At 41.9% G+C, this 20143-nt stretch carries 12 protein-coding genes; 2 read left to right on the top strand and 10 right to left on the bottom strand.

Features of this window, described 5'->3' with window-relative positions; translation table 11 throughout:
* Positions 1 to 136: 136 nt before the first annotated feature.
* From uvrA to ftsE, 7 genes are all read right to left on the bottom strand, one after another.
* Positions 137 to 3001 (bottom strand): excinuclease ABC subunit UvrA, encoded by a 2865-nt coding sequence (gene uvrA / locus PU629_RS04350; protein WP_275283054.1) that lies wholly within the window; start codon positions 2999 to 3001, stop codon positions 137 to 139.
* A 5-nt stretch (positions 3002 to 3006) separates the two neighbouring features.
* A complete protein-coding gene (gene uvrB, locus PU629_RS04345) occupies positions 3007 to 4986 on the bottom strand; it encodes an excinuclease ABC subunit UvrB (RefSeq protein WP_275283053.1) in 1980 nt (659 codons plus the stop codon).
* Positions 4987 to 5697: 711 nt separating this feature from the next.
* Positions 5698 to 6891, bottom strand: coding sequence for a PDZ domain-containing protein (locus PU629_RS04340; protein WP_275283052.1), 1194 nt, complete (start codon positions 6889 to 6891; stop codon positions 5698 to 5700).
* A 279-nt stretch (positions 6892 to 7170) separates the two neighbouring features.
* Positions 7171 to 8619: a S41 family peptidase gene (locus tag PU629_RS04335; RefSeq protein WP_275283051.1), complete on the bottom strand. Its 1449-nt coding sequence runs from the start codon at positions 8617 to 8619 to the stop codon at positions 7171 to 7173.
* A 224-nt stretch (positions 8620 to 8843) separates the two neighbouring features.
* Positions 8844 to 10163: a murein hydrolase activator EnvC family protein gene (locus PU629_RS04330; RefSeq protein WP_275283050.1), complete on the bottom strand. Its 1320-nt coding sequence runs from the start codon at positions 10161 to 10163 to the stop codon at positions 8844 to 8846.
* Between the two features lie 166 nt (positions 10164 to 10329).
* Positions 10330 to 11232 carry a permease-like cell division protein FtsX gene (gene ftsX / locus PU629_RS04325; protein ID WP_275283049.1) on the bottom strand — a complete coding sequence of 301 codons (903 nt, stop codon included), beginning with the start codon at positions 11230 to 11232 and terminating at the stop codon, positions 10330 to 10332.
* A complete protein-coding gene (gene ftsE / locus PU629_RS04320; RefSeq protein WP_275283048.1) occupies positions 11222 to 11908 on the bottom strand; it encodes a cell division ATP-binding protein FtsE in 687 nt (228 codons plus the stop codon). Before ftsE ends, ftsX begins: the two co-directional genes overlap by 11 nt.
* Positions 11909 to 12563: 655 nt before the next feature.
* Here ftsE and PU629_RS04315 point away from each other — a divergent pair.
* The gene (locus PU629_RS04315) at positions 12564 to 12713 is read left to right on the top strand and encodes a hypothetical protein (protein WP_275283047.1); all 150 of its coding nucleotides are present in this window, start codon (positions 12564 to 12566) and stop codon (positions 12711 to 12713) included.
* 701 nt (positions 12714 to 13414) lie between these two features.
* Entirely contained in the window at positions 13415 to 14452 is a 1038-nt protein-coding gene (locus PU629_RS04310; protein ID WP_275283046.1) for a sensor histidine kinase, read from the top strand.
* Between the two features lie 855 nt (positions 14453 to 15307).
* On the opposite strand, the gene prfB is transcribed toward PU629_RS04310, so the two are convergent.
* The 3 genes from prfB to hpf form a co-directional block, all read right to left on the bottom strand.
* Positions 15308 to 16409 (bottom strand): peptide chain release factor 2 gene (gene prfB / locus PU629_RS04305; RefSeq protein ID WP_275283045.1). Its coding sequence is split into 2 segments (ribosomal slippage): positions 15308 to 16336 and positions 16338 to 16409, totalling 1101 coding nucleotides; the frame shifts between segments, so codons are not numbered across the junction.
* A 109-nt stretch (positions 16410 to 16518) separates the two neighbouring features.
* Complete coding sequence (gene secA, locus PU629_RS04300; RefSeq protein WP_275283044.1) at positions 16519 to 19035, bottom strand: preprotein translocase subunit SecA; 2517 nt, start codon at positions 19033 to 19035, stop codon at positions 16519 to 16521.
* Between the two features lie 461 nt (positions 19036 to 19496).
* Positions 19497 to 20060: a ribosome hibernation-promoting factor, HPF/YfiA family gene (hpf, locus tag PU629_RS04295; protein ID WP_275283043.1), complete on the bottom strand. Its 564-nt coding sequence runs from the start codon at positions 20058 to 20060 to the stop codon at positions 19497 to 19499.
* Positions 20061 to 20143: the final 83 nt, after the last annotated feature.

Raw genomic sequence — 20143 nt, 5'->3', positions numbered from 1 at the left:
GAAAGAGTAAGAAAAGAGTTTCGAATTTGAAAAAGAAACGAAATCGGCCTATCAAGAAAAAGGAAATCTATTCATGAAAAAGAAAGGCGCTCATACAAAACGCCCCTTAATTTTTTCGTGCAATAAAAACGCCTTATTACACCGTTTGTTTTTGGTGGATCCGATCCTCCATACGCTTACGGTCTCTCTCAAGTATTGGTTTTAAATAACGGCCCGTATAGGAGGCCTCGACTTTCGTAATCTCTTCAGGCGTACCGACAGCGACGATGGTTCCTCCCCCATCCCCGCCTTCAGGCCCTAAATCAATCAGATAATCGGCCGTTTTAATGACATCCAAATTATGCTCAATGATCAAGACCGAATCGTCGTTTTCAACTAGACGCTGAAGCACATCAAGCAGTCGGCTGATATCATCTACATGAAGACCGGTCGTTGGCTCATCTAAGATGTAAAGGGCCTTTCCTTTTGTCCGACGATAGAGCTGTGAAGCCAGCTTCACCCGCTGAGCTTCCCCTCCTGACAATGTCGTTGCTGGCTGACCTAGTTTCATATAACCAAGACCCACATCAAAGAGCGGTTCTATGCGCCGTCGAATCCGTGGAATATTTTCAAAGAATTCAAGGGCTTCTTCCACAGTCATTTCAAGAACATCCGATATATTCTTCCCTTTATAAGTCACTTCGAGCGTTTCTCGATTATAGCGTTTTCCATGACAGACCTCACAAGGGACATAGACGTCAGGAAGGAAATGCATTTCGATTTTAATAATGCCGTCGCCGCTGCAAGCTTCACAGCGCCCGCCCTTTACATTAAAACTAAATCGGCCTTTTTTGTAGCCGCGCATCTTGGCCTCATTGGTTTGAGCATAAACCTCTCTTATCATGTCAAAAACACCCGTGTAAGTAGCCGGATTGGACCGAGGCGTTCGGCCAATGGGAGATTGGTCAATATCAATCACACGATCAAGCTGTTCGATCCCCTTAATACTTTTAAACGCACCTGGTTTTTCTTTACTGCCATGCAGCTTCTGTGCAAGAGATTTATGAAGAATTCCATTGACCAATGTACTTTTTCCGGAACCCGATACCCCTGTTACGCAAGTCATGATTCCAAGAGGAAATTTGACGCTGACGTTTTTCAGATTGTTTTCTGTAGCTCCTTTAACCTCAATAAAACGCCCTGTCGGCTTTCTTCTTTCAAGAGGGACGGGAATAAACCGCTCACCTGAGAGATACTGACCAGTTAGGGAGTTCGGGTCCTTCATCAGTTCTTCAGGTGTTCCTTGAGCAGTTATGGTCCCGCCATGAGCACCCGCTCCTGGTCCAATATCAATAATGTAATCGGCGGCAAGCATCGTGTCCTCATCATGCTCAACGACGAGCAAGGTGTTCCCAAGGTCGCGCATATTGAGAAGGGTTGAGATCAATCGATCATTATCCCTCTGATGAAGCCCAATAGACGGCTCATCTAATATATAAAGAACGCCCATTAATCGAGACCCTACCTGTGTGGCCAAACGAATTCGCTGGGCTTCCCCCCCTGATAAGGTTCCAGCAGCCCTGCTGAGTGTTAAATAATCAAGACCAACGTTCACTAAGAAGCCCGTGCGCTCTAATATTTCTCGTAGAATAAGCCGCCCGATCGTCTCTTCTTTAGCTGTCAATTGAAGCGAATTGAAATAATCGCGTACCTCGCGTATGGACATCTCAGTCACTTGGCCGACATGCTTTCCGCCAATCAAGACGGCAAGTGTTTCCGGCTTCAGGCGATACCCTTTACACGAAGGACAAGGCTTAGGGGTCATATAGGTTTCCATCTGTTCACGGATGAAATCAGAACCAGTTTCTTTATAACGACGGCTGATGTTGTTCAAAACCCCTTCAAAATAAATCAAGTTCTCCTTAACTTGTCCAAAATCACTTTCATATCTGAAAAGAATTTTATCCTTACCGCTTCCCTTTAATATTTTGTCCATTTGGTCTTTTGGAATATTTTTAACGGGAATATCCATGTCAATTCCATAATGCCTGCAGACACACTCAAGCAATTGCGGATAGTACTGTGAACTGGTCGGCTCCCATGCGGCAATCGCATGTTCCTTTAAGGTTTTGTCCCAATCCGGAATGACGGCATCCAAATCAACTTCTAAAGTAGCGCCTAGACCATCACAAGACGGACAGGCACCAAAAGGACTATTAAAAGAGAAAAGCCGCGGCTCAAGCTCACCAATCGAAAAACCGCAGTAAGGGCAGGCATGGTGCTCACTGAACAATAACTCTTCGCCGTCCACATCCACTAAAAGCCGTCCTTCTCCCAATTTCAAGGCAGTTTCAAGTGAATCCGCCAAACGAGAACGAATTCCGTCTTTCATGACAATACGGTCAATCACCACTTCAATAGAGTGTTTCTTATTTTTTGCAAGTTGGATGTCTTCGCTCACTTCGCGAAGCTCCCCGTCTACACGAACCCGTACATAGCCCTGCTTCTTAATTTGTTCAAACACCTTCACATGCTCACCTTTGCGCCCTGATACAACAGGAGCAAGAATTTGCATCCGCGTCCGCTCTGGGAATTCCATGAGCCGGTCCACCATCTGTTCAATCGTTTGGGAAGTGATTTCTATCCCGTGCTCTGGACAGACTGGGCGACCGATCCGGGCATAAAGGAGCCGTAAATAATCGTAGATCTCTGTAACGGTTCCAACCGTTGACCGGGGATTTCGACTTGTTGTTTTTTGATCAATCGAAATCGCAGGTGACAGTCCCTCTATTGCATCCACATCCGGTTTATCCATTTGACCAAGGAATTGCCGGGCATAAGCGGAGAGGGATTCTACATACCGGCGCTGACCTTCTGCATAGATGGTATCAAATGCCAGCGATGATTTTCCCGAACCGGATAAGCCAGTTAAAACAACCAATTTGTCTCGAGGAATAGTCACATCCACATTTTTCAGATTGTGCTCTCTTGCCCCTTTGACAATAATATTTTCTATTGCCATTCCGTTCATCCTTCCGCTTTTAATTCCAACAAGATATCACGAAGTTCAGCTGCTTTTTCAAAATCAAGTGCTTTAGCCGCCTCTTTCATGTCACGCTCAAGATTAGCAATGACCTTCTGCTTTTCTTTACCTTTTAACTTACTGTAGTCCACTTGTACGGCTTTGTCCTGTTCAACCTCTGCTTCCGATACACGTGTGGCACGAATGACATCCCGGATATCCTTTACAATGGTCTGCGGGGTTATCCCGTGCTCTTTATTATAAGCCTCCTGAATCTCACGACGGCGCTGCGTTTCCTTTATCGCGATCTCCATGGATTGGGTGATTTTATCCGCGTACATAATGACCTGGCCGTTAGCATTACGAGCGGCACGTCCAATGGTTTGAATGAGTGAACGCTCAGATCGGAGAAATCCTTCCTTATCCGCATCCAAAATAGCTACAAGAGAAACTTCAGGAATATCTAATCCTTCACGTAAAAGGTTGATCCCAACGAGAACATCAAACACACCCATTCTTAAGTCGCGAATGATTTCAATTCGTTCAAGTGTTTTGATCTCCGAGTGTAAATAAGAAACCTTCACACCCATTTCAGCGAGATAATCCGTAAGATTCTCAGACATTTTCTTCGTAAGCGTGGTAACCAAAACGCGTTCATTTTTCTTAACACGCTGATTAATTTCTCCCAGCAGGTCATCAATTTGCCCTTCAATAGGACGAACCTCAATTGGCGGATCCAACAAACCAGTCGGACGAATGATTTGTTCAACCATTGTCGGACAATGGGAGGCTTCATAAGGACCTGGTGTGGCTGAGACATACACAATTTGAGAAATGTGTTCTTCAAATTCCTCAAATCGAAGCGGTCGATTATCTTTGGCCGAAGGAAGACGAAAACCATGTTCGACCAGCACCCCTTTACGCGCCTGGTCTCCGTTATACATCCCTCTTATTTGTGGAATGGTCACATGCGATTCATCTACAATGATTAGGAAATCTTTAGGAAAATAATCCAGCAGCGTATAAGGTGTCGCGCCTGCTTCGCGCAGTGTCAAATGCCGGGAATAATTTTCAATTCCTGAACAGAAACCCATCTCCTGCATCATCTCAAGATCGTAATTGGTCCGCGATTCAAGGCGCTGAGCCTCGAGCAGCTTCCCTTCGTCTCTTAACTCCTTTAAACGGTCTTGAAGTTCCGCTTCAATTCGCTTAATGGCAACCTTCATTTTCTCCTCACCGGTTACGAAGTGAGAAGCTGGAAAAATCACAATATGATCACGCTCGGCAATAATTTCCCCCGTCAAAGCATCGATCTCCGTAATTCGATCCACTTCATCTCCAAAAAACTCCACTCTCACACAATGCTCATCACGTGAAGCTGGAAAGATCTCAACAATATCCCCGCGCACACGAAACTTTCCGCGTATAAAATTAATGTCATTGCGTTCATATTGGTTATCGACCAAATCTCTAAGAAGCTGATCGCGCTCCTTTTCCATCCCTTGTCGAATCGAGATCATATGCGCCCCATATTCTTCAGGAGAACCTAAGCCGTAAATGCAGGAGACGCTCGCTATAATGATGACATCATCCCGTTCAAACAGAGAACTGGTAGCTGAGTGGCGTAGCTTATCAATTTCATCATTGATGCTGGCATCCTTTTCAATAAATGTATCAGTATGTGGAATATAAGCTTCTGGTTGATAGTAGTCGTAATAGCTTACAAAATATTCCACCGCGTTATTCGGAAAAAACTCCTTGAATTCGCTGTAAAGCTGACCGGCAAGCGTCTTATTATGAGCAATAATAAGCGTTGGTTTATTAATTTCTTTTATCACATTAGACATCGTAAACGTCTTTCCTGTACCTGTTGCTCCAAGAAGCGTTTGATGCCGTGTTCCTGCCTTAATGCCCTCCACTAAAGCCTTAATCGCTTTCGGCTGATCGCCTTGAGGTTGATATTTGGAAACAAGTTCAAAGCCCATTCCTTTATGACCTCCATATTTCTCGAATCTATATAATTAAGCATCCTGGTCTTAGATATTCATTCAGTAAATGAGTCATACTTAATGCGCTAAGTGTTTTTATTATCAGTTTTCTTTATAAGTATAACATAGGTACTCTTAAAACACCTAAAATAAGCGAACAAACATTCCTGTTTTTTTGTTATGTGAATGTGTCACCTCTATTGAAATTGACGATTAGTGTTTCCTCGTTTCGCTCAACTGAAATAGGCGTAACGGCATTTCCTTATTTCGGCATTTCAGCCCTGTTTAGCGGAGGTTAGCGTATTCTCGTTACGCCTTTCAGAATTAGGTGTAGCGACAGTCCCTTATTTCGGCATTCCGGCCCCATTCGCGGGCGGTTAGCGTATTCTCGTTACGCTCAATCGAAATAGGCGTAACGACAGTCCGTTATTTGGTCATTCCGGCCCCATTCGCGGGCGGATAGCGTATTCTCGTTACGCTCAATCGAAATAGGCGTAACGTCAATCCGTTATATCGGCATTCAAGCCCCGTTTAGCGGAGGTTAGCGTATTCTCGTTACGCTCAATCGAAATAGGCGTAACGTCAGTCCGTTATTTCAGCATTCTGGCCCGATTCGCGGAGGTTAGCGCATCCTTGTTACTCTAACCCTAACAAAAAAAACAGCCAAAACTCTGGGAAGAGCTTTAGCTGCTTTCAGGATTTAGTCTCTCAAGCGAGTCCATCAAAGGCTTTTGTCCTTTTGGATGGTTCAAGAAAAAGAAATCCGATTTGGTGAAGATCATTTTCGTGGGTCATCCCTTTTACAAAGCGGATTTCCCCCTCTTCATCAATCACATCAATTTTACAATAGGCAAGATTAAGGTGAAGGGCTTCATAGAATTCCTGTTCAGAAGTGACAGCTTTTCCATTAACACTGACAATAACTTCACCGATCTTAACGTCCATGGTTGCTGCCGGTGTTCCCGGGATAACCCCGACAACACGCAATCCATTCGAAACATCCGTAAAGTGAAAAGGGCTGTTATCCAATAAATAATAATGACAAAGCACTAGTCCGAGCCGACTTAAAATGCCAAATATAGCAGCCGAGAGCAATAAAGGTGTTGATAGATAAAAATAACTGACTGCAACCAAAATAGCAAGGATGACACCTGTTACTATCACCCATAATCCTGAAAGTCGAATCGCCTTTTTGGGCAAAGCATACGTAATTAATTGTTGAACGCCGACACCAATTGGGAACAGCACGATGGAAAAAGACGTCCCTTGTGCGAGCGGCCACCAGCCCATACGCTGGAGGTGCCCGCTTACAGGAAGCAGGAAGAGAAAGGGCAATATCCACATATGACTCGCTTCATGTGCGCCAACGCATTTCCCTCGTTTACTATTAATAAGTCTTGGTGAAGAATGGCGCCAGCCCCATACATAGAGAAGAACACCTTCCATTAACGCACCAATAGCAAGAAAGACTCCTAAATCCCAAAGCCACTTCGATTGGATATCGTGGATCCATGAACCTAGCCAACCGCTGTGACCTCCCAAATGAAAGTATGGAAAAAAATAAGTAAGGATCATCGCTAGACCAACTGCGAGCAGAGGTGACAAATATCGAAACTGCAAGCTAAGCATCGTAATAATATAAGATAGGGTTAACAAAATCACGATTCCAGTAGGTAGAGCAACCCCTATTCCCATCATTAGTATTGACCCAATAAGACCAATCAAAAGCGATGGCCCTATTGCATACCACACTTCATTGAATGTCCCATATACCTTTAGGCCGAACGAACGTCTTTCTCGTCGAACACGCTGAAGCCCTAATAATAACAGCCCTAATATGAATAGGTAAGTTAACGGTTGAAAAAAGATACTTTCCAAAAATCTTAATACCTCGATCATCATGCTGGTCCCCCGATTTTATTTCATTCTATAAGTCAGTTTTTAAAGGATGTCTGGACTTTACCTATATCATTCGTCGTCATGGTGACCATTTACCAACTACTCAAATGGTTTTCCTAATGTCTATTATAAGCCCTTTAACACTCAGAAACAGTATTTTAATACAGAAAAAGGACGTTCCTATCTAAATAAAAAAATCCGCACGTAGAACGTACGGATAGAATTCGACATTTGTTACTAAAAATCCTTTAATTTCTATCTGACAAGGATGAGCTCGCTTAATCACTCACCTGTTACGACTTTTAAAGCTTCTTGAAGCTGAAGATCATTTTTCGGATCATTAACGGCTTTCATGACACTGTCTTCAAGTGAACTCGCGGTTTTAGCGTCAATCACACCTGTAACAGGAAGCTGATTCGTCTTTTGGAAGGCAGAAACAGCTGTCTCAGTCGACGCATCATAATAGCCATCGACGCGGCCGGGATCAAAGCCCACGCCTTTTAACATTTTTTGTGCATCGGCAATTTGATCATTTGTTGTATTTGGCTTTAACGTCTGATCATCCTTCAAATTAATCGGAGTGGTAAAGAAATAATCCGGTTCTTGTATTTTAATCGTCGGCTGGATCCCTTTTTTGTGAATCCAATTGCCATCCGGTGTCAGCCATTTAAACATGGTTAGTTTAAGCTCACTGCCATCTGTCATAGAGACCGCCTGCTGAACTGTTCCTTTTCCAAACGATTTAACCCCCACTAAAGGATAACCGCCTGCTTCATGAAGGGCTGCCGAAAGAATTTCAGCTGCAGAAGCACTGCCACCATCAATCATACCTACGATTGGGTAAGGCTTCTTCTGTTTCAATTTAGAGGTAATAAGCTGTTTTTGGCCTGCCCGATTTTGAATTTGAACAATAGGTTTCGAGCTTGCGATCAGGTCATTTGCAATGTTCTTAACAGCTGTTAAGTAACCGCCCGGGTCGCCTCGCACATCAATAATAAGTCCTTTAATGTTCTTAGATTCAAGCGTTTTTAAAGCATCGGCAAATTCTTTATCGGTATTCTCACTGAACGATTGAATGGCGATATAACCGATAAGCTTCCCATCTTGTTGAAAGGTCTTTTGACTAACTGTTTTTAAAGGCACTTTTCCTCTTGTAATTTCAAAGGTCAAAACATGGCTTTGACCAGGTCGCTTTACTTCCAGTGTGACTTTCGTACCTGATTTTCCTTTAATTTTGGAAACCGCCTGATCAAGGCTCATTCCTTGAGTCGATTTTCCGTTAATTTCAAGCAGTTGATCACGTGGCTTTAATCCAGCCTTATCAGCAGGGGAGCCTTTAATTGGGGAGACAACTGTTACAACCCCGTTATCCATTTGGACCTCTGCCCCGATCCCTTCAAATGACGAAGACAAAGATTGAGTAAATTGATTAGCGGTCTCTGGGTCCATATAAGAGGAAAAAGGATCATTAAGTGATTCGACCATCCCCTTAATTGCCCCATTGGTCAGTGTCGTTTTATTCACCTTTTTATAATATTTACTCGTAATAAAACTAAATACAGATTCCATCTTCAATACATCCGAAGCCGGAACATTGCTTATATCGCTCATGTTCTCGAGAGTTTGAGCCTCCTGCTTCTTCGTGAAATAGGTCACACCTAAATAGGAGCCGCCCGCTCCGATGATTAATGACAGTGCCATTAACAGTGCCACGATTTTTTTACTAACCATCTCGTCACTCCTTCACTACACTTATTCCTTTCAAAAATGGTTGCTATGTATGTGGTTCTATTAGATTTGAGAGGACGGATCCGACCGTCCCCTAAACTAAACACCTAGAAAGAAAAAGCATCACACCAAATGATGCGATGCTCTTGTCCGATCCGTTTAACGGGAGGGCTTCCCTTGGACTAGTTATAATCTATGTTCATTTTTTAAAAATATGAATGGTTTACTTAAGGCAATACCGAAACTGGATTAATTGTTCCTGGATGCGGCGGCGGATTCCATGGACCTCGGTAAACCTCGAAGTGAAGGTGAGGACCTGTTGCTTCACCAGAATCACCCATATAACCAATTACTTGGCCGCGCTTCACGACTTGTCCCGTCCCTACCACATAACGCTCCATGTGGGCATATACAGTCGTGTATTCTTGTCCATTGATATAGTGAGTAATCATGACACAATTTCCATAACTTGAAGACACATACGCTCTGTTAACAACACCATCAGCAGCCGCCATAATCGGTGCTCCCATGCCTTTGCCTATATCTATCCCCGGGTGGAAACTGTTGTCAAATGCTCGCGGTCCATATGGAGATGTAATGTACCCGCCAGCCACCGGCCATGATAAGATGGCACCTGAATTCGACGTGGATGTCGAACTCGATGACGACGAACTGGACGGCGTCGAGCTTGATGACGACGAACTGGACGATGACGAACTCGATGATGATGAAGTGGCACGGCTTTGTTGAGCCTTTTTGGCCTCTTCAGATTTCCATAGGTCATAGGCCTTCTGAGCTGCCGCTTTTTGACTCGCTAAGTTATCGGCAATCTCTTGGGCACTGAATTTTTCTTTCTCGAGATCTTTTTGCTGAGATTTCAAATCCGTTAATAGATTCTGCTGTTGAGCTTGCTTTGATGATAGATTTGCCTGCAAGCTTTTTAATTCTTTCATGTCTTTTTGCAGCAATGCAAGCTTATCCTTCACTTCTCCTTGCTGCTCATTCAGCTTTTGCTTATCTGCTCTTTGCTCCTCAAGAATGCGCTGATCTTGATTCGCTATTGTGGTTAAAGCGACTGCACGACTGACAAGTTCACCAAAGTTATTAGAATTCAAAAGCACTTGTAAATAGTCGGTTGAATTTCCTGTCACATACATTGCTTTTACACGTTCTTTTAAAAGGACATCTCGGCGCTTAATCCGTTCTTTGACAGTCGCAATTTGTTTATTTAAAGAATTAATGGCATTCTTTGTATCTTGAATGGATTTTTGCTTGGCCGTAATTTTTGCTGATGCAGATTCAATGTCTTTTTTTATGTCTGTCAGTTTCTCTTGTACCGTTTGCTGCTGTGACTGATTCTGTTTAATCTTTTGATCGGTCTTGTTAACTTCTTGCTTCTTAGAATTCGTCTTTTTCGTCAGGTCATTAATGCGTTGCTCTAGGTCAGAACCCGTAGAGGCGTGAGCTGGAGTCACAAGAATAACAGAGATCAATACCAAAAGAATGGAAAGAGTTAAGCTGACGTAGGAGCGATATCCTTTAGACATTGTTCTCCCCCTTGTACCTAAATCCTTCAAATAAATCGTCAGCGAAACCAATCCATATGTTTGTTCGTAGCTGTTAATCGTTACGCTTGTCCGAAATTTGAGAGGTCTTTTTCTTCTCTATAATAGTTATTGCTTCATAAAACCATTAAATCGTTCTGCAAGTATCTTAGACTTTCAAGAACTTACGAATAGAGTTCGTGCTTCCCCAGACTCCAATACATCCGCCGATCACGACAAGTAAGATCGTCAATTGGAAAACGAGCTGCTTGAATGGAATCAATTTAATAAACACATAAGACTGATAGTTGTTATTGATGAATAACGTATAGAGTTCATGATAGCCAAGCCCAATTATACAGGATGGAATCAGCGCTCCGACAACGCCCAATACAAAACCTTCTAAGAAAAACGGCCAACGGACAAATGAGTTAGTCGCTCCTACCAACTTCATAATCTCAATCTCTTTCTGACGGGAAACAATAGTCAGCTTAATCGTATTGGCAATAAGGAAGATCGACGTAAAGAGTAAGCCGAGGATGAGGACAATCCCAACGTTTCTTGCCACATCAATGACTTTAAACAGCTTTTCTACAATACCTTTTCCATATCGGACACTATCAACATATTGCAGTTTTTGAATGGCGCTCGCGACCGCAATGGTTTGCTTAGGCTCATAGGTTTTAATCACATAAGCATCAGGAAGCGGATTCTGTGACCCTTCAAGCGATTTAAAGACATCACTATCACTTCCCATGTCTTTAATTAACTCCTTTAGACCTTCCTCTTTCGATAAAAAGGTAATGCTTTTGACGTTCTTAATCTTTTGTATATTTGCTTTTAATTCCTGTTGCTGTGCAGGTGTTGCCGTATTATCGATAAACACCCTTACTTCAACATTGTTTTCCACTTGCTGGGCAATATTATTTAGATTCAACATCACCGTCAAGAATACCCCTACTAATAATAGAGCAACTGTTACGGAACTAATAGAGGCAAAAGTCATCCATCCGTTTCGGGCAAGACTTTTGAAACTTTCTTTCGTGTGGCGTCCAACGGTTCTAAGCTTCATAACCGTATTCACCTCTTTCAACATCGCGCACAATCATACCGCCTTCAACAGCGATAACGCGTCGCTTTTTTTCATTAACAATTTCTTTATTGTGCGTTGCCATCACAATGGTAGTTCCACGGTCATTAATTTGTTCGAAAACTTCCATGATGCCCCAAGCATTTTCAGGGTCTAAGTTTCCTGTGGGTTCATCCGCAACGACAAGTGAAGGATTGTTAACAATCGAACGGGCAATAGACACCCTCTGTTGTTCGCCGCCAGAAAGTTCGCTTGGAAGGAATCTGGCTTTATGTCTTAATTTAACTAGGTCAAGGACCTCCATTACTTTCTTTCTAATCTGCCTTGGGTGTTCCTCAATAACTTCAAGAGCAAAGGCTACATTTTCATAGACTGTTAGTTTTGGCAGCAACTTAAAATCCTGAAAGACGACGCCAAGCTTCCGCCTCAAAGCGGGCACATGTTTTTGTTTAAGCTTCGTAAGGTCAATGCCGTCGATTTCAATCTTTCCTCGAGTTGGCTTCACCTCATGGTACATCATTTTTATAAAAGTCGATTTCCCTGATCCACTTGGGCCGACAATGTATACAAATTCGCCTTTTTCAATATGAACGCTCACACCATTAATGGCCATGACGCCATTCGAGTATGCCTTCCAAACATCTTGCATTCGGATCACAAATAATCACTTCCTACATTGAATTTGTTTATAAGGGTACTTAATGAAAAAAATTCATGCTGACTGGTCCCAATTTTGATGATCCGCATCGTATAAAGCCGCGGTGACAGTCTAATTAAACTGAATATGTCATTGTCGAAAAATCTGTTTTTATTTGCGGTTGTCGAATAAAGGAATCTCATCTCGCAGAAAAAACGAGCCTTTTCTACAAGCATAAACATATTATAACACCCTACTTCGTTGAGTTGAGTCAAAGAATTATTACAATTATATTTCAGTTTCTTACCTTTTCTCAGGGCTAACCTGCCGACATATTTTGACAAATTCTTCACCTGACCAAGAGTTGTGGGTAAAGACCACCCTCTTCAAACCGCAGTCCGGGACTGTCCCCCAGTTCGAACATGTTTTTATTGGCGCAAAATAGGATATCCTAATAATAGAATTCTCGGGCTGAAAATAGAATTGTCATTGATTCATTTAAATTTAATCATTTAAAAAATTCAAAATCACATTCGTTAAATGGAACGATATAACAGCGTTTGCATACACTATGAAAATAAAAGTCAGTGCCTAAAATCGGTTTCTGTTGAAATTTTGAATAACCATAGACGTGCTTTATTAAGGTTGGACTCCAATCAAGATAGGAGGTGTCTCCATGAAAAATGCACCTAATAAAGTTCAATCCTCCGACGCTGAACTTCCTGACGATACAGTACTTAACCCTGGTATGATCATGATGAGGGATGACGCCCTAAACCCATTTGATCTCCCAGAAGAATCAAATCCTCATAACAAGGATTCCTAGAGGCGAGTACTCTTCAACTGCAGAGTTTTCTCACTGGGGAAGAGGCTTTGAAAAAACTAAACTAACTGGCTTAAATCCCGAACACTAAATGTTTAACAAATAGGAAGCGTAGTCAAAATACGGCGACTCCTGCGGGAACAGCACATGTCCGGAGACTCCGCAAGCGAGCGTTTTCCTTGCTGAGAAGACTGAGGCCGTGCCCGCGGCAAGCAACGTATTTTCGACGGAGCGTTTCATAAAGGACTTAACCTATAAATGAAAAACCGAACCCATCACGTTAAAATGTGAATAAGTTCGGCTTTTTCTATTCGTCAACTCCTTCTGTCCTAGCCTCTTCCTCACATCTCCTTAATCTGACATATTTCCAGGGAAATGATGTCAAATTTCGGGGATAACAGGATTAGAATTTGGTCTTTTTTTTTGAATGACGTCATAGAATGTCAAATAACGTTATAGATTAGAGGTTCTTAGAGGAAAAAACCGCCCAAACCTCTCAAGGATTCATTGACTTTTCTCACAGAATCCTTAACTTTGTCCGTCTATTTATAGACATTTTCCAATTCGAATGGCTATAATAAATTGAATGGAATAATATGACTGCAATCGGTGCATTCCACAGCCTTCTTTAGAATGATTCCTCAAAACAAGAGTAGACGCTCTTTTCTATAACGAATGAATTGAAGTCTAAGGAGGTCCTTTCATTGTTCAACGACTTGCCATCCGCTCCCTCTTCTGCTTTTGAAAAATTTGTAGAAAGATCTTCAACAGGAATTGGTCTATTTAATGAACAAGGTCATTGGTTACATAAAAACGCTTCGCTCACTCGCCTGCTTGGCCATTCAGAGGATGAATCAGAGCCTGAATCTCTGTTCGAGCTATTTCAATATCCTTCTGATCTATTAATATGTGAAACCCTGCTTGAAAGGTTGTCTCAAAGTGACTTAGAGGTTGATCAACAAGAAGCCTGCTTAATGAGAACAAACGGGGAGGCTATTTGGGTATCCATTTCCTACTCACTGCTCTCAGAAAGTGAATCATCAAGAATCTATGCGGCGCAATTTAATGACCTTACGAATCAAAAGCAAACCGCCGACTATTTGAAACGTTTAACTCAACTAGCAGCAGGCATTGCCCATGAAGTTAAAAATCCTTTAACTGCAATAAAAGGATTCATTCAGTTGATGATTAAAAAAGGAAGTACAGACGATTTTTTAAAAATTATTCAAGCTGAAGTCGAACGCATGGAAATCATGTTGAGTGAAATCTTTGTACTCGGGAAACCGGCGAATTTGAAAACAAAAGCGGTTAATTATAATGCGATGATCAAACAAGTGATCGCGCTTCTTCAAAATCAAGCCGCGATGAAATCCATCACCCTCAATCTTATAAATGAGCAACCCATTCTTAATGAGGTCATGGGTGATGAAACTCGGCTTAAGCAAGTATTCATTAATCTTATAAAGAATGCGATTGAAGCAACCGTTGACGGTGGAATCATTGCCATCTCAACTGAGTTACATAGCGAACAAATCGTGACTAGGATAACGGATCAAGGTCCTGGAATTCCTGAAAAAGTTCTCGAGAAATTAGGGACCCCTTTTTACTCTACTAAAGAGGGTGGAACAGGTCTTGGATTAATGATGAGCTTCGACATTATAAAAGAGCATAGCGGGCTCATTGAATTCGAAAGTTCACCGCACGGAACCTGTGTAAAGGTTACATTACCCGTTCAACATTAGAAATCACTTTAGATGGACAGGCCTCGATATTTGGAGCACACACTTTATTAGAAAAAAAAACATGGCCTTGGTATTAGAAAACCCTCCTGCAAAAATTTTAACGGGTTCACTTCAGAGGTGCAAACAATTAACTATCAAGGTAAATCGCACGGCTTTTCACGTAGTCATTCACCGTGCGATTTTTATTGTAATATCAATGTTTATTAACCATTTAATCCGTAAATCATCGATCAAATCACAGTGTAATTTACATGGGTGGAAATAATTATTGGCGGTGTGTGAATTAACCTGTGATTGAGCAAGTGAAAGTGAGGGTGATCACCAAGTCATTTGGATATATATGCTAAAATAAAAGTTAGATTATCGAATTGTTCTTAAAGTAAAAAACGGACTGAACAAGAAATTTTAGAGTCACCTGTGCTATGTGAAATAAGCGGAATTTTTTCCGTTATCAACCAAAGTAGCGTTCAGTTCGTCGTAAATAAGCGGAGTTTTTCCGTTTAAACAAAAAGAATTGACCCATTTTCATGTTTTTCGAGTCAATAGTCGGAATTTCTCCGTCTATTTTAGCTATTTTCAATGTTGATTTCTAAATAAGCGGAATTTCTCCGCTTATTTAGAAAGTTCGCTCTAGCCATTTAATGAAATAGGTAATCGATTGCCTTTTATGAAAATAAAACAACCGAATCTCAAAAGATTCGGTTGTTTTGACGTTTACTAGTCTTTTCTTTCTGTGATTTTATTGTGAATAGTAGAGTGATTTAAGGTGATAATTAGCGTTTTGCATCTCACAAGTAAACCCGTTGCAAAAATTTGCGGAGGTTTTTTTTGATTAACTTGTTAAGGTCTTATTGATTACTTAAGTTGTTCACGAAGATAAGCATCTATAAACGGATCAAGGTCACCATCCATCACGCTTTGGACATTTCCTGTTTCCACGTTCGTGCGATGGTCTTTAACCATTGAATAAGGATGAAAGACGTAAGAACGAATTTGACTTCCCCATCCAATTTCCTTTTGCTCCCCGCGGATTTCATCCAGTTGAGCTCGTTGACGTTCAATCTCCAACTGATAAAGCTTAGATTGAAGCATTTTCATCGCATGCTCACGGTTTTTAATCTGTGAACGTTCGGTTTGACAGGTTACAACCGTACCTGTAGGCAAGTGGGTAATTCGAACAGCCGAATCGGTGGTATTAATATGCTGACCACCCGCACCACTGGCACGATACGTATCGATTTTTAAGTCCTCACTGCGAATATCAACGTCTACATCATCATCAAGCTCTGGGACGACTTCACAGGAAACAAATGAGGTATGACGGCGTCCTGATGCATCGAACGGTGAAATCCGGACTAATCGATGGACCCCTTTTTCCGTCTTTAAATAGCCATAGGCATTGTGTCCTTTGATTAACAGGGTAACACTCTTAACCCCTGCTTCCTCACCTGGCAGGTAATCAAGTGTCTCAACAGAATACCCCTTGCTCTCTGCCCAGCGCGTATACATGCGCAGGAGCATCGATGCCCAGTCTTGAGATTCCGTTCCGCCTGCCCCTGGATGCAATTCCAGAATGGCATTGTTTTTATCGTGCTCCTGGTTGAGAAGCATCTCAAGCTCGAACTGATTAAAGCGGTCTTTAAGGTCCTGGAAATGGCTCTCCAATTCCTCACGCATTTCTGGGTCGTCTTCCTCACGAACCAGTTCAAGCAAGACCTCTAATTCTTCGTAGCCGCTTTCTAGCTCTTGATACCCATTGGCTTTATCTTTTAGCACATTGGTTTCGCTAATGACTTTTTGGGCTTCTTCTTGGTTGTCCCAGAAGCCCGGCAACGACATTTGTTCTTCTAAGACTTGGATGCGTTCAAGCTTTGCCTCTAAGTCAAAGAGACCCCCTAAAATCTTGAAGTTTGTGACTCATCGTTTGAAGCTCTGCTCTGATTTCTGTTAAATCCATTCCATTCACTCCTAAAAGTTATCTTTATATGCTAGACAAACTTAGAGACTGAGAAGGTTCCTCAGTCTCTTGATTTCCAAGCCAATTTGACTTAGAAGAAAGCAACGAGTTACATATTTGCTCCATGGCAATTTTTATATTTTTTTCCGCTCCCGCAAGGACATGGAGCATTTCGGCCGACATCTGATTTTTTCTTCTTAGGCTGTTTCTTGACTTGGCTCGTTTCATCACCAGGGATAACGGCTTCACCCTCAGCAACCTTTTGTCGCTCCATATTTTGCTCAATTTGGGCCTTCATAATGTAGTTAATCGTTTCTTCTTCAATTGAAGCAACCATTTCCTCAAACATTTGGAAGCCTTCCATTTGGTATTCACGGAATGGGTCAACTTGAGCATACGCACGAAGGTGAATCCCTTCACGAAGCTGCTCCATTGCATCAATATGATCCATCCACTTCATATCCACAGTACGAAGCATAATCACGCGTTCAAACTCGCGCATTTGCTCTGATGTAAACTGACTTTCTTTCTCATCATACTTCGCTTTTGCCTTCTGTATAATAAGCTCTGTCATTTCTTCTGGCTCTTTGCCGCGAAGTTCTTTTTCCGTCAGTTCGCCTTCGTCTAAAATAACGGCATTAATATAATCCACGATTGCCTGAAGCTCCCAATCTTCTGGAATCTCTTCGGAAGGAGTATGCGAGTTAACCACACGTTCTATCAAAGATGCCATCATCGCTTCAATATCATTGCGCAAATTCTCGGATTCTAGAACCTCAAAACGCTGCTTATAGATAATCTCCCGTTGTTGACGCATAACATCATCAAATTGAAGGAGCTGTTTCCGTGCATCAAAGTTGTTCCCCTCAACTCGTTTTTGTGCCGCTTCAACAGAACGGGACACAAGACGGCTTTCTATCGGCTGATCATCGGCCATACCTAGCCGATCCATCATCCCCTTCATTCGGTCCGAACCAAAACGAAGCATAAGCTCATCTTCCATTGATAAATAGAATTGGCTAACCCCTGGGTCCCCTTGACGACCCGAACGTCCTCTTAGCTGATTATCAATGCGTCGGGATTCATGGCGTTCTGTTCCAATAATATAAAGACCGCCTAACTCCTTGACCCCTTCACCAAGCTTAATGTCAGTTCCTCGACCAGCCATATTCGTAGCGATCGTAACCGCACCATACTGACCGGCGTTTTCAATGATCTCGGCTTCCTTCGCATGATTCTTCGCATTTAATACATTATGAGGAATGCCTTTTTTCTTTAATAACTGAGAAACAATTTCTGAAGTTTCAACAGCCACGGTACCAACTAGTACTGGCTGACCGGTTTGGTGAGCACGACTAATTTCATCGACTACTGCCGTAAACTTACCTTGCATTGACTTAAAAATTAAATCTGGCTTATCAATACGGGCAACAGCACGATTGGTAGGAATTACAACAACATCCATGTTGTAAATGCTTTGAAATTCTTCTTCTTCAGTCTTTGCGGTCCCCGTCATACCAGCGAGTTTCTCGTACATACGGAAATAGTTTTGGAACGTAATGGTGGCAAGCGTCTTGCTCTCCCGCTGAATTTCTAAGCCCTCTTTTGCTTCAATGGCTTGGTGTAAGCCTTCGCTATAACGGCGGCCCGCCATTAATCGACCAGTAAATTGGTCAACAATGACAATCTCGCCATCCTGCACCACATAGTCTGTGTCTCGGTGCATAATGGTGTGGGCTTTGAGAGCTTGGTGAACATGATGATTTAATTGAATATTTTTTGTATCAAAAAGGTTTTCGACCTTGAAGAATTTCTCCGCTTTGGTCATTCCTTCTTCCGTTAATTGGACAGATTTGGTCTTAATGTCGATTGTATAGTCCTCATCCTTCGTCAGCAACCGAACAAATTGGTTGGCCTGAGTATAAAGGATCGTGGATTTTTCAGCGGAACCTGAAATAATTAAAGGCGTTCTTGCTTCATCAATTAAAATGGAGTCAACCTCATCAATGATGGCATAGTGAAGCGGGCGTTGAACCATCTCTTCTTTATAGAGCACCATATTGTCACGCAAATAATCAAAACCAAGCTCATTATTTGTGGCATAGGTGATATCCGCCTGATAAGCGGCTTGTTTCTCTTCATGTGAGAGGCTGGCCACATTCAAGCCAACAGACATTCCTAGGAAATGAAAGAGTTCACCCATGGTCTCGGCGTCACGTGATGCCAAGTATTCGTTAACTGTGACAAGATGAACCCCTTTACCAGTCAATGCATTAAGATAAAGCGGCATTGTGGCTACAAGCGTTTTACCTTCACCTGTCTTCATTTCAGCAATATTACCTTCATGGAGCGCAATGGCACCCAAAAGCTGAACGTAAAAAGGAGTCATATTCAAAACACGGGTCGATGCTTCCCGAACGACTGCGTAAGCTTCTGGCATGAGCGATTCAAGTGTTTCTCCATCCTGATAACGCTTTTTAAATTCGTCTGTTTTGGCTCGAAGCGCTTCATCAGACAACGCCTTCATCTCATCTGCCAACGCGTCGATTTGATCCGCAACTTTCTCCATTTTCTTCAATTGTCTTTGACTAGGGTCACCAACAATTTTCTTCAAAATTCCCATCATGTGATGTCACCTCAAATTTTTGCCCAATTCGCTGAGCGTTTCTATACCGAACGCAAACCACATTTAGATACTTGTCCTGCCGAAACTCATTTCTGTTCGAATAACAGAATCGTAATAGAAGTAATCATAAGCACCAATCTCTACTAATATTCTATATATAACCTTTTAAAAAGAAGAAAAATACAATTTTTTAGTAAAATGTTGTTCTTTCTTTAACTTTTTATGTCTATTCATTAAAGGTTCACTCTCTATTTTAACAAACCCTGTACAAAGTGACAAACCTCTTCTTTACAAACAACAGGACTATTTAAAGATAGAAATAGAAAGGAAGCCGTTCTGAGTAAAAACCCTTTCATTATTTCATCAAAAATAAGAACACAACAACAACGCCTCACCAATGTGAGGCGTTGCTTTATAAAGTAAGTAGGTTGTTAATGCACGTTGATCTTTTCTAAAGATCACTATTCTTTTTCGATTAAGCCGTATTTTCCATCCTTGCGACGGTAGACGACACTAGTGTCTCCGGTTACAGAATTGGAGAAAACAAAGAAATCATGTCCAAGCATGTCCATTTGCATAATAGCTTCATCGACATCCATAGGTTTAAAATTAAATCGTTTGCGACGTACAACATCAAAATCGGATTCTTCTACAACCTCATCATCTTCATAATAAGAAACAGGGTTCGCTCCAACCGCAATTTGAGCATAACCGCGACTCACACGCTGACGATATTTCCTATTGACTTTTGTTTTATATTTTCGAATTTGCCGTTCAAGTTTTTCAATAACTGAGTCAATGGCCGCATACATATCCATTTGGGACTCCTCCGCTCTTAAGAGCAATCCTTGCAATGGAATGGTGACTTCAATCACCTGATTGTTGTTGTGCACATGCATGTTGACATGAACATCAGTCATCAGGGGAGTATCAAAATATCGACCCAGTTTTGAAATTTTCTTTTCCGTGTAGTTCCGGAGTGCCGGGGTCACTTTTAGATTTTCACCGCGAATGTTAAAATTCATTGTGAACTCCTCCTTATCGGATTTGTATATCCTATTCATTACAAATCCTTGTTATCCCTTTTAACTTGTCCGAATTTTTGGAA

This window comes from Pullulanibacillus sp. KACC 23026 (genome assembly GCF_029094525.1).
In the GTDB taxonomy this organism is placed as follows: domain Bacteria; phylum Bacillota; class Bacilli; order Bacillales; family Sporolactobacillaceae; genus KACC-23026.
This window is presented reverse-complemented; position numbering and strand designations above follow the sequence as displayed.

Bases quoted from the DNA above. Each gene is read 5' to 3' on its own strand.
- uvrA (WP_275283054.1), bottom strand. From the start codon at position 3,001: ATGGCAATAGAAAATATTATTGTCAAAGGGGCAAGAGAGCACAATCTG.
- uvrB (WP_275283053.1), bottom strand. From the start codon at position 4,986: ATGGGCTTTGAACTTGTTTCCAAATATCAACCTCAAGGCGATCAGCCG.
- PU629_RS04340 (WP_275283052.1), bottom strand. From the start codon at position 6,891: ATGATGATCGAGGTATTAAGATTTTTGGAAAGTATCTTTTTTCAACCG.
- PU629_RS04335 (WP_275283051.1), bottom strand. From the start codon at position 8,619: ATGGTTAGTAAAAAAATCGTGGCACTGTTAATGGCACTGTCATTAATC.
- PU629_RS04330 (WP_275283050.1), bottom strand. From the start codon at position 10,163: ATGTCTAAAGGATATCGCTCCTACGTCAGCTTAACTCTTTCCATTCTT.
- ftsX (WP_275283049.1), bottom strand. From the start codon at position 11,232: ATGAAGCTTAGAACCGTTGGACGCCACACGAAAGAAAGTTTCAAAAGT.
- PU629_RS04315 (WP_275283047.1), top strand. From the start codon at position 12,564: ATGAAAAATGCACCTAATAAAGTTCAATCCTCCGACGCTGAACTTCCT.
- secA (WP_275283044.1), bottom strand. From the start codon at position 19,035: ATGATGGGAATTTTGAAGAAAATTGTTGGTGACCCTAGTCAAAGACAA.
- hpf (WP_275283043.1), bottom strand. From the start codon at position 20,060: ATGAATTTTAACATTCGCGGTGAAAATCTAAAAGTGACCCCGGCACTC.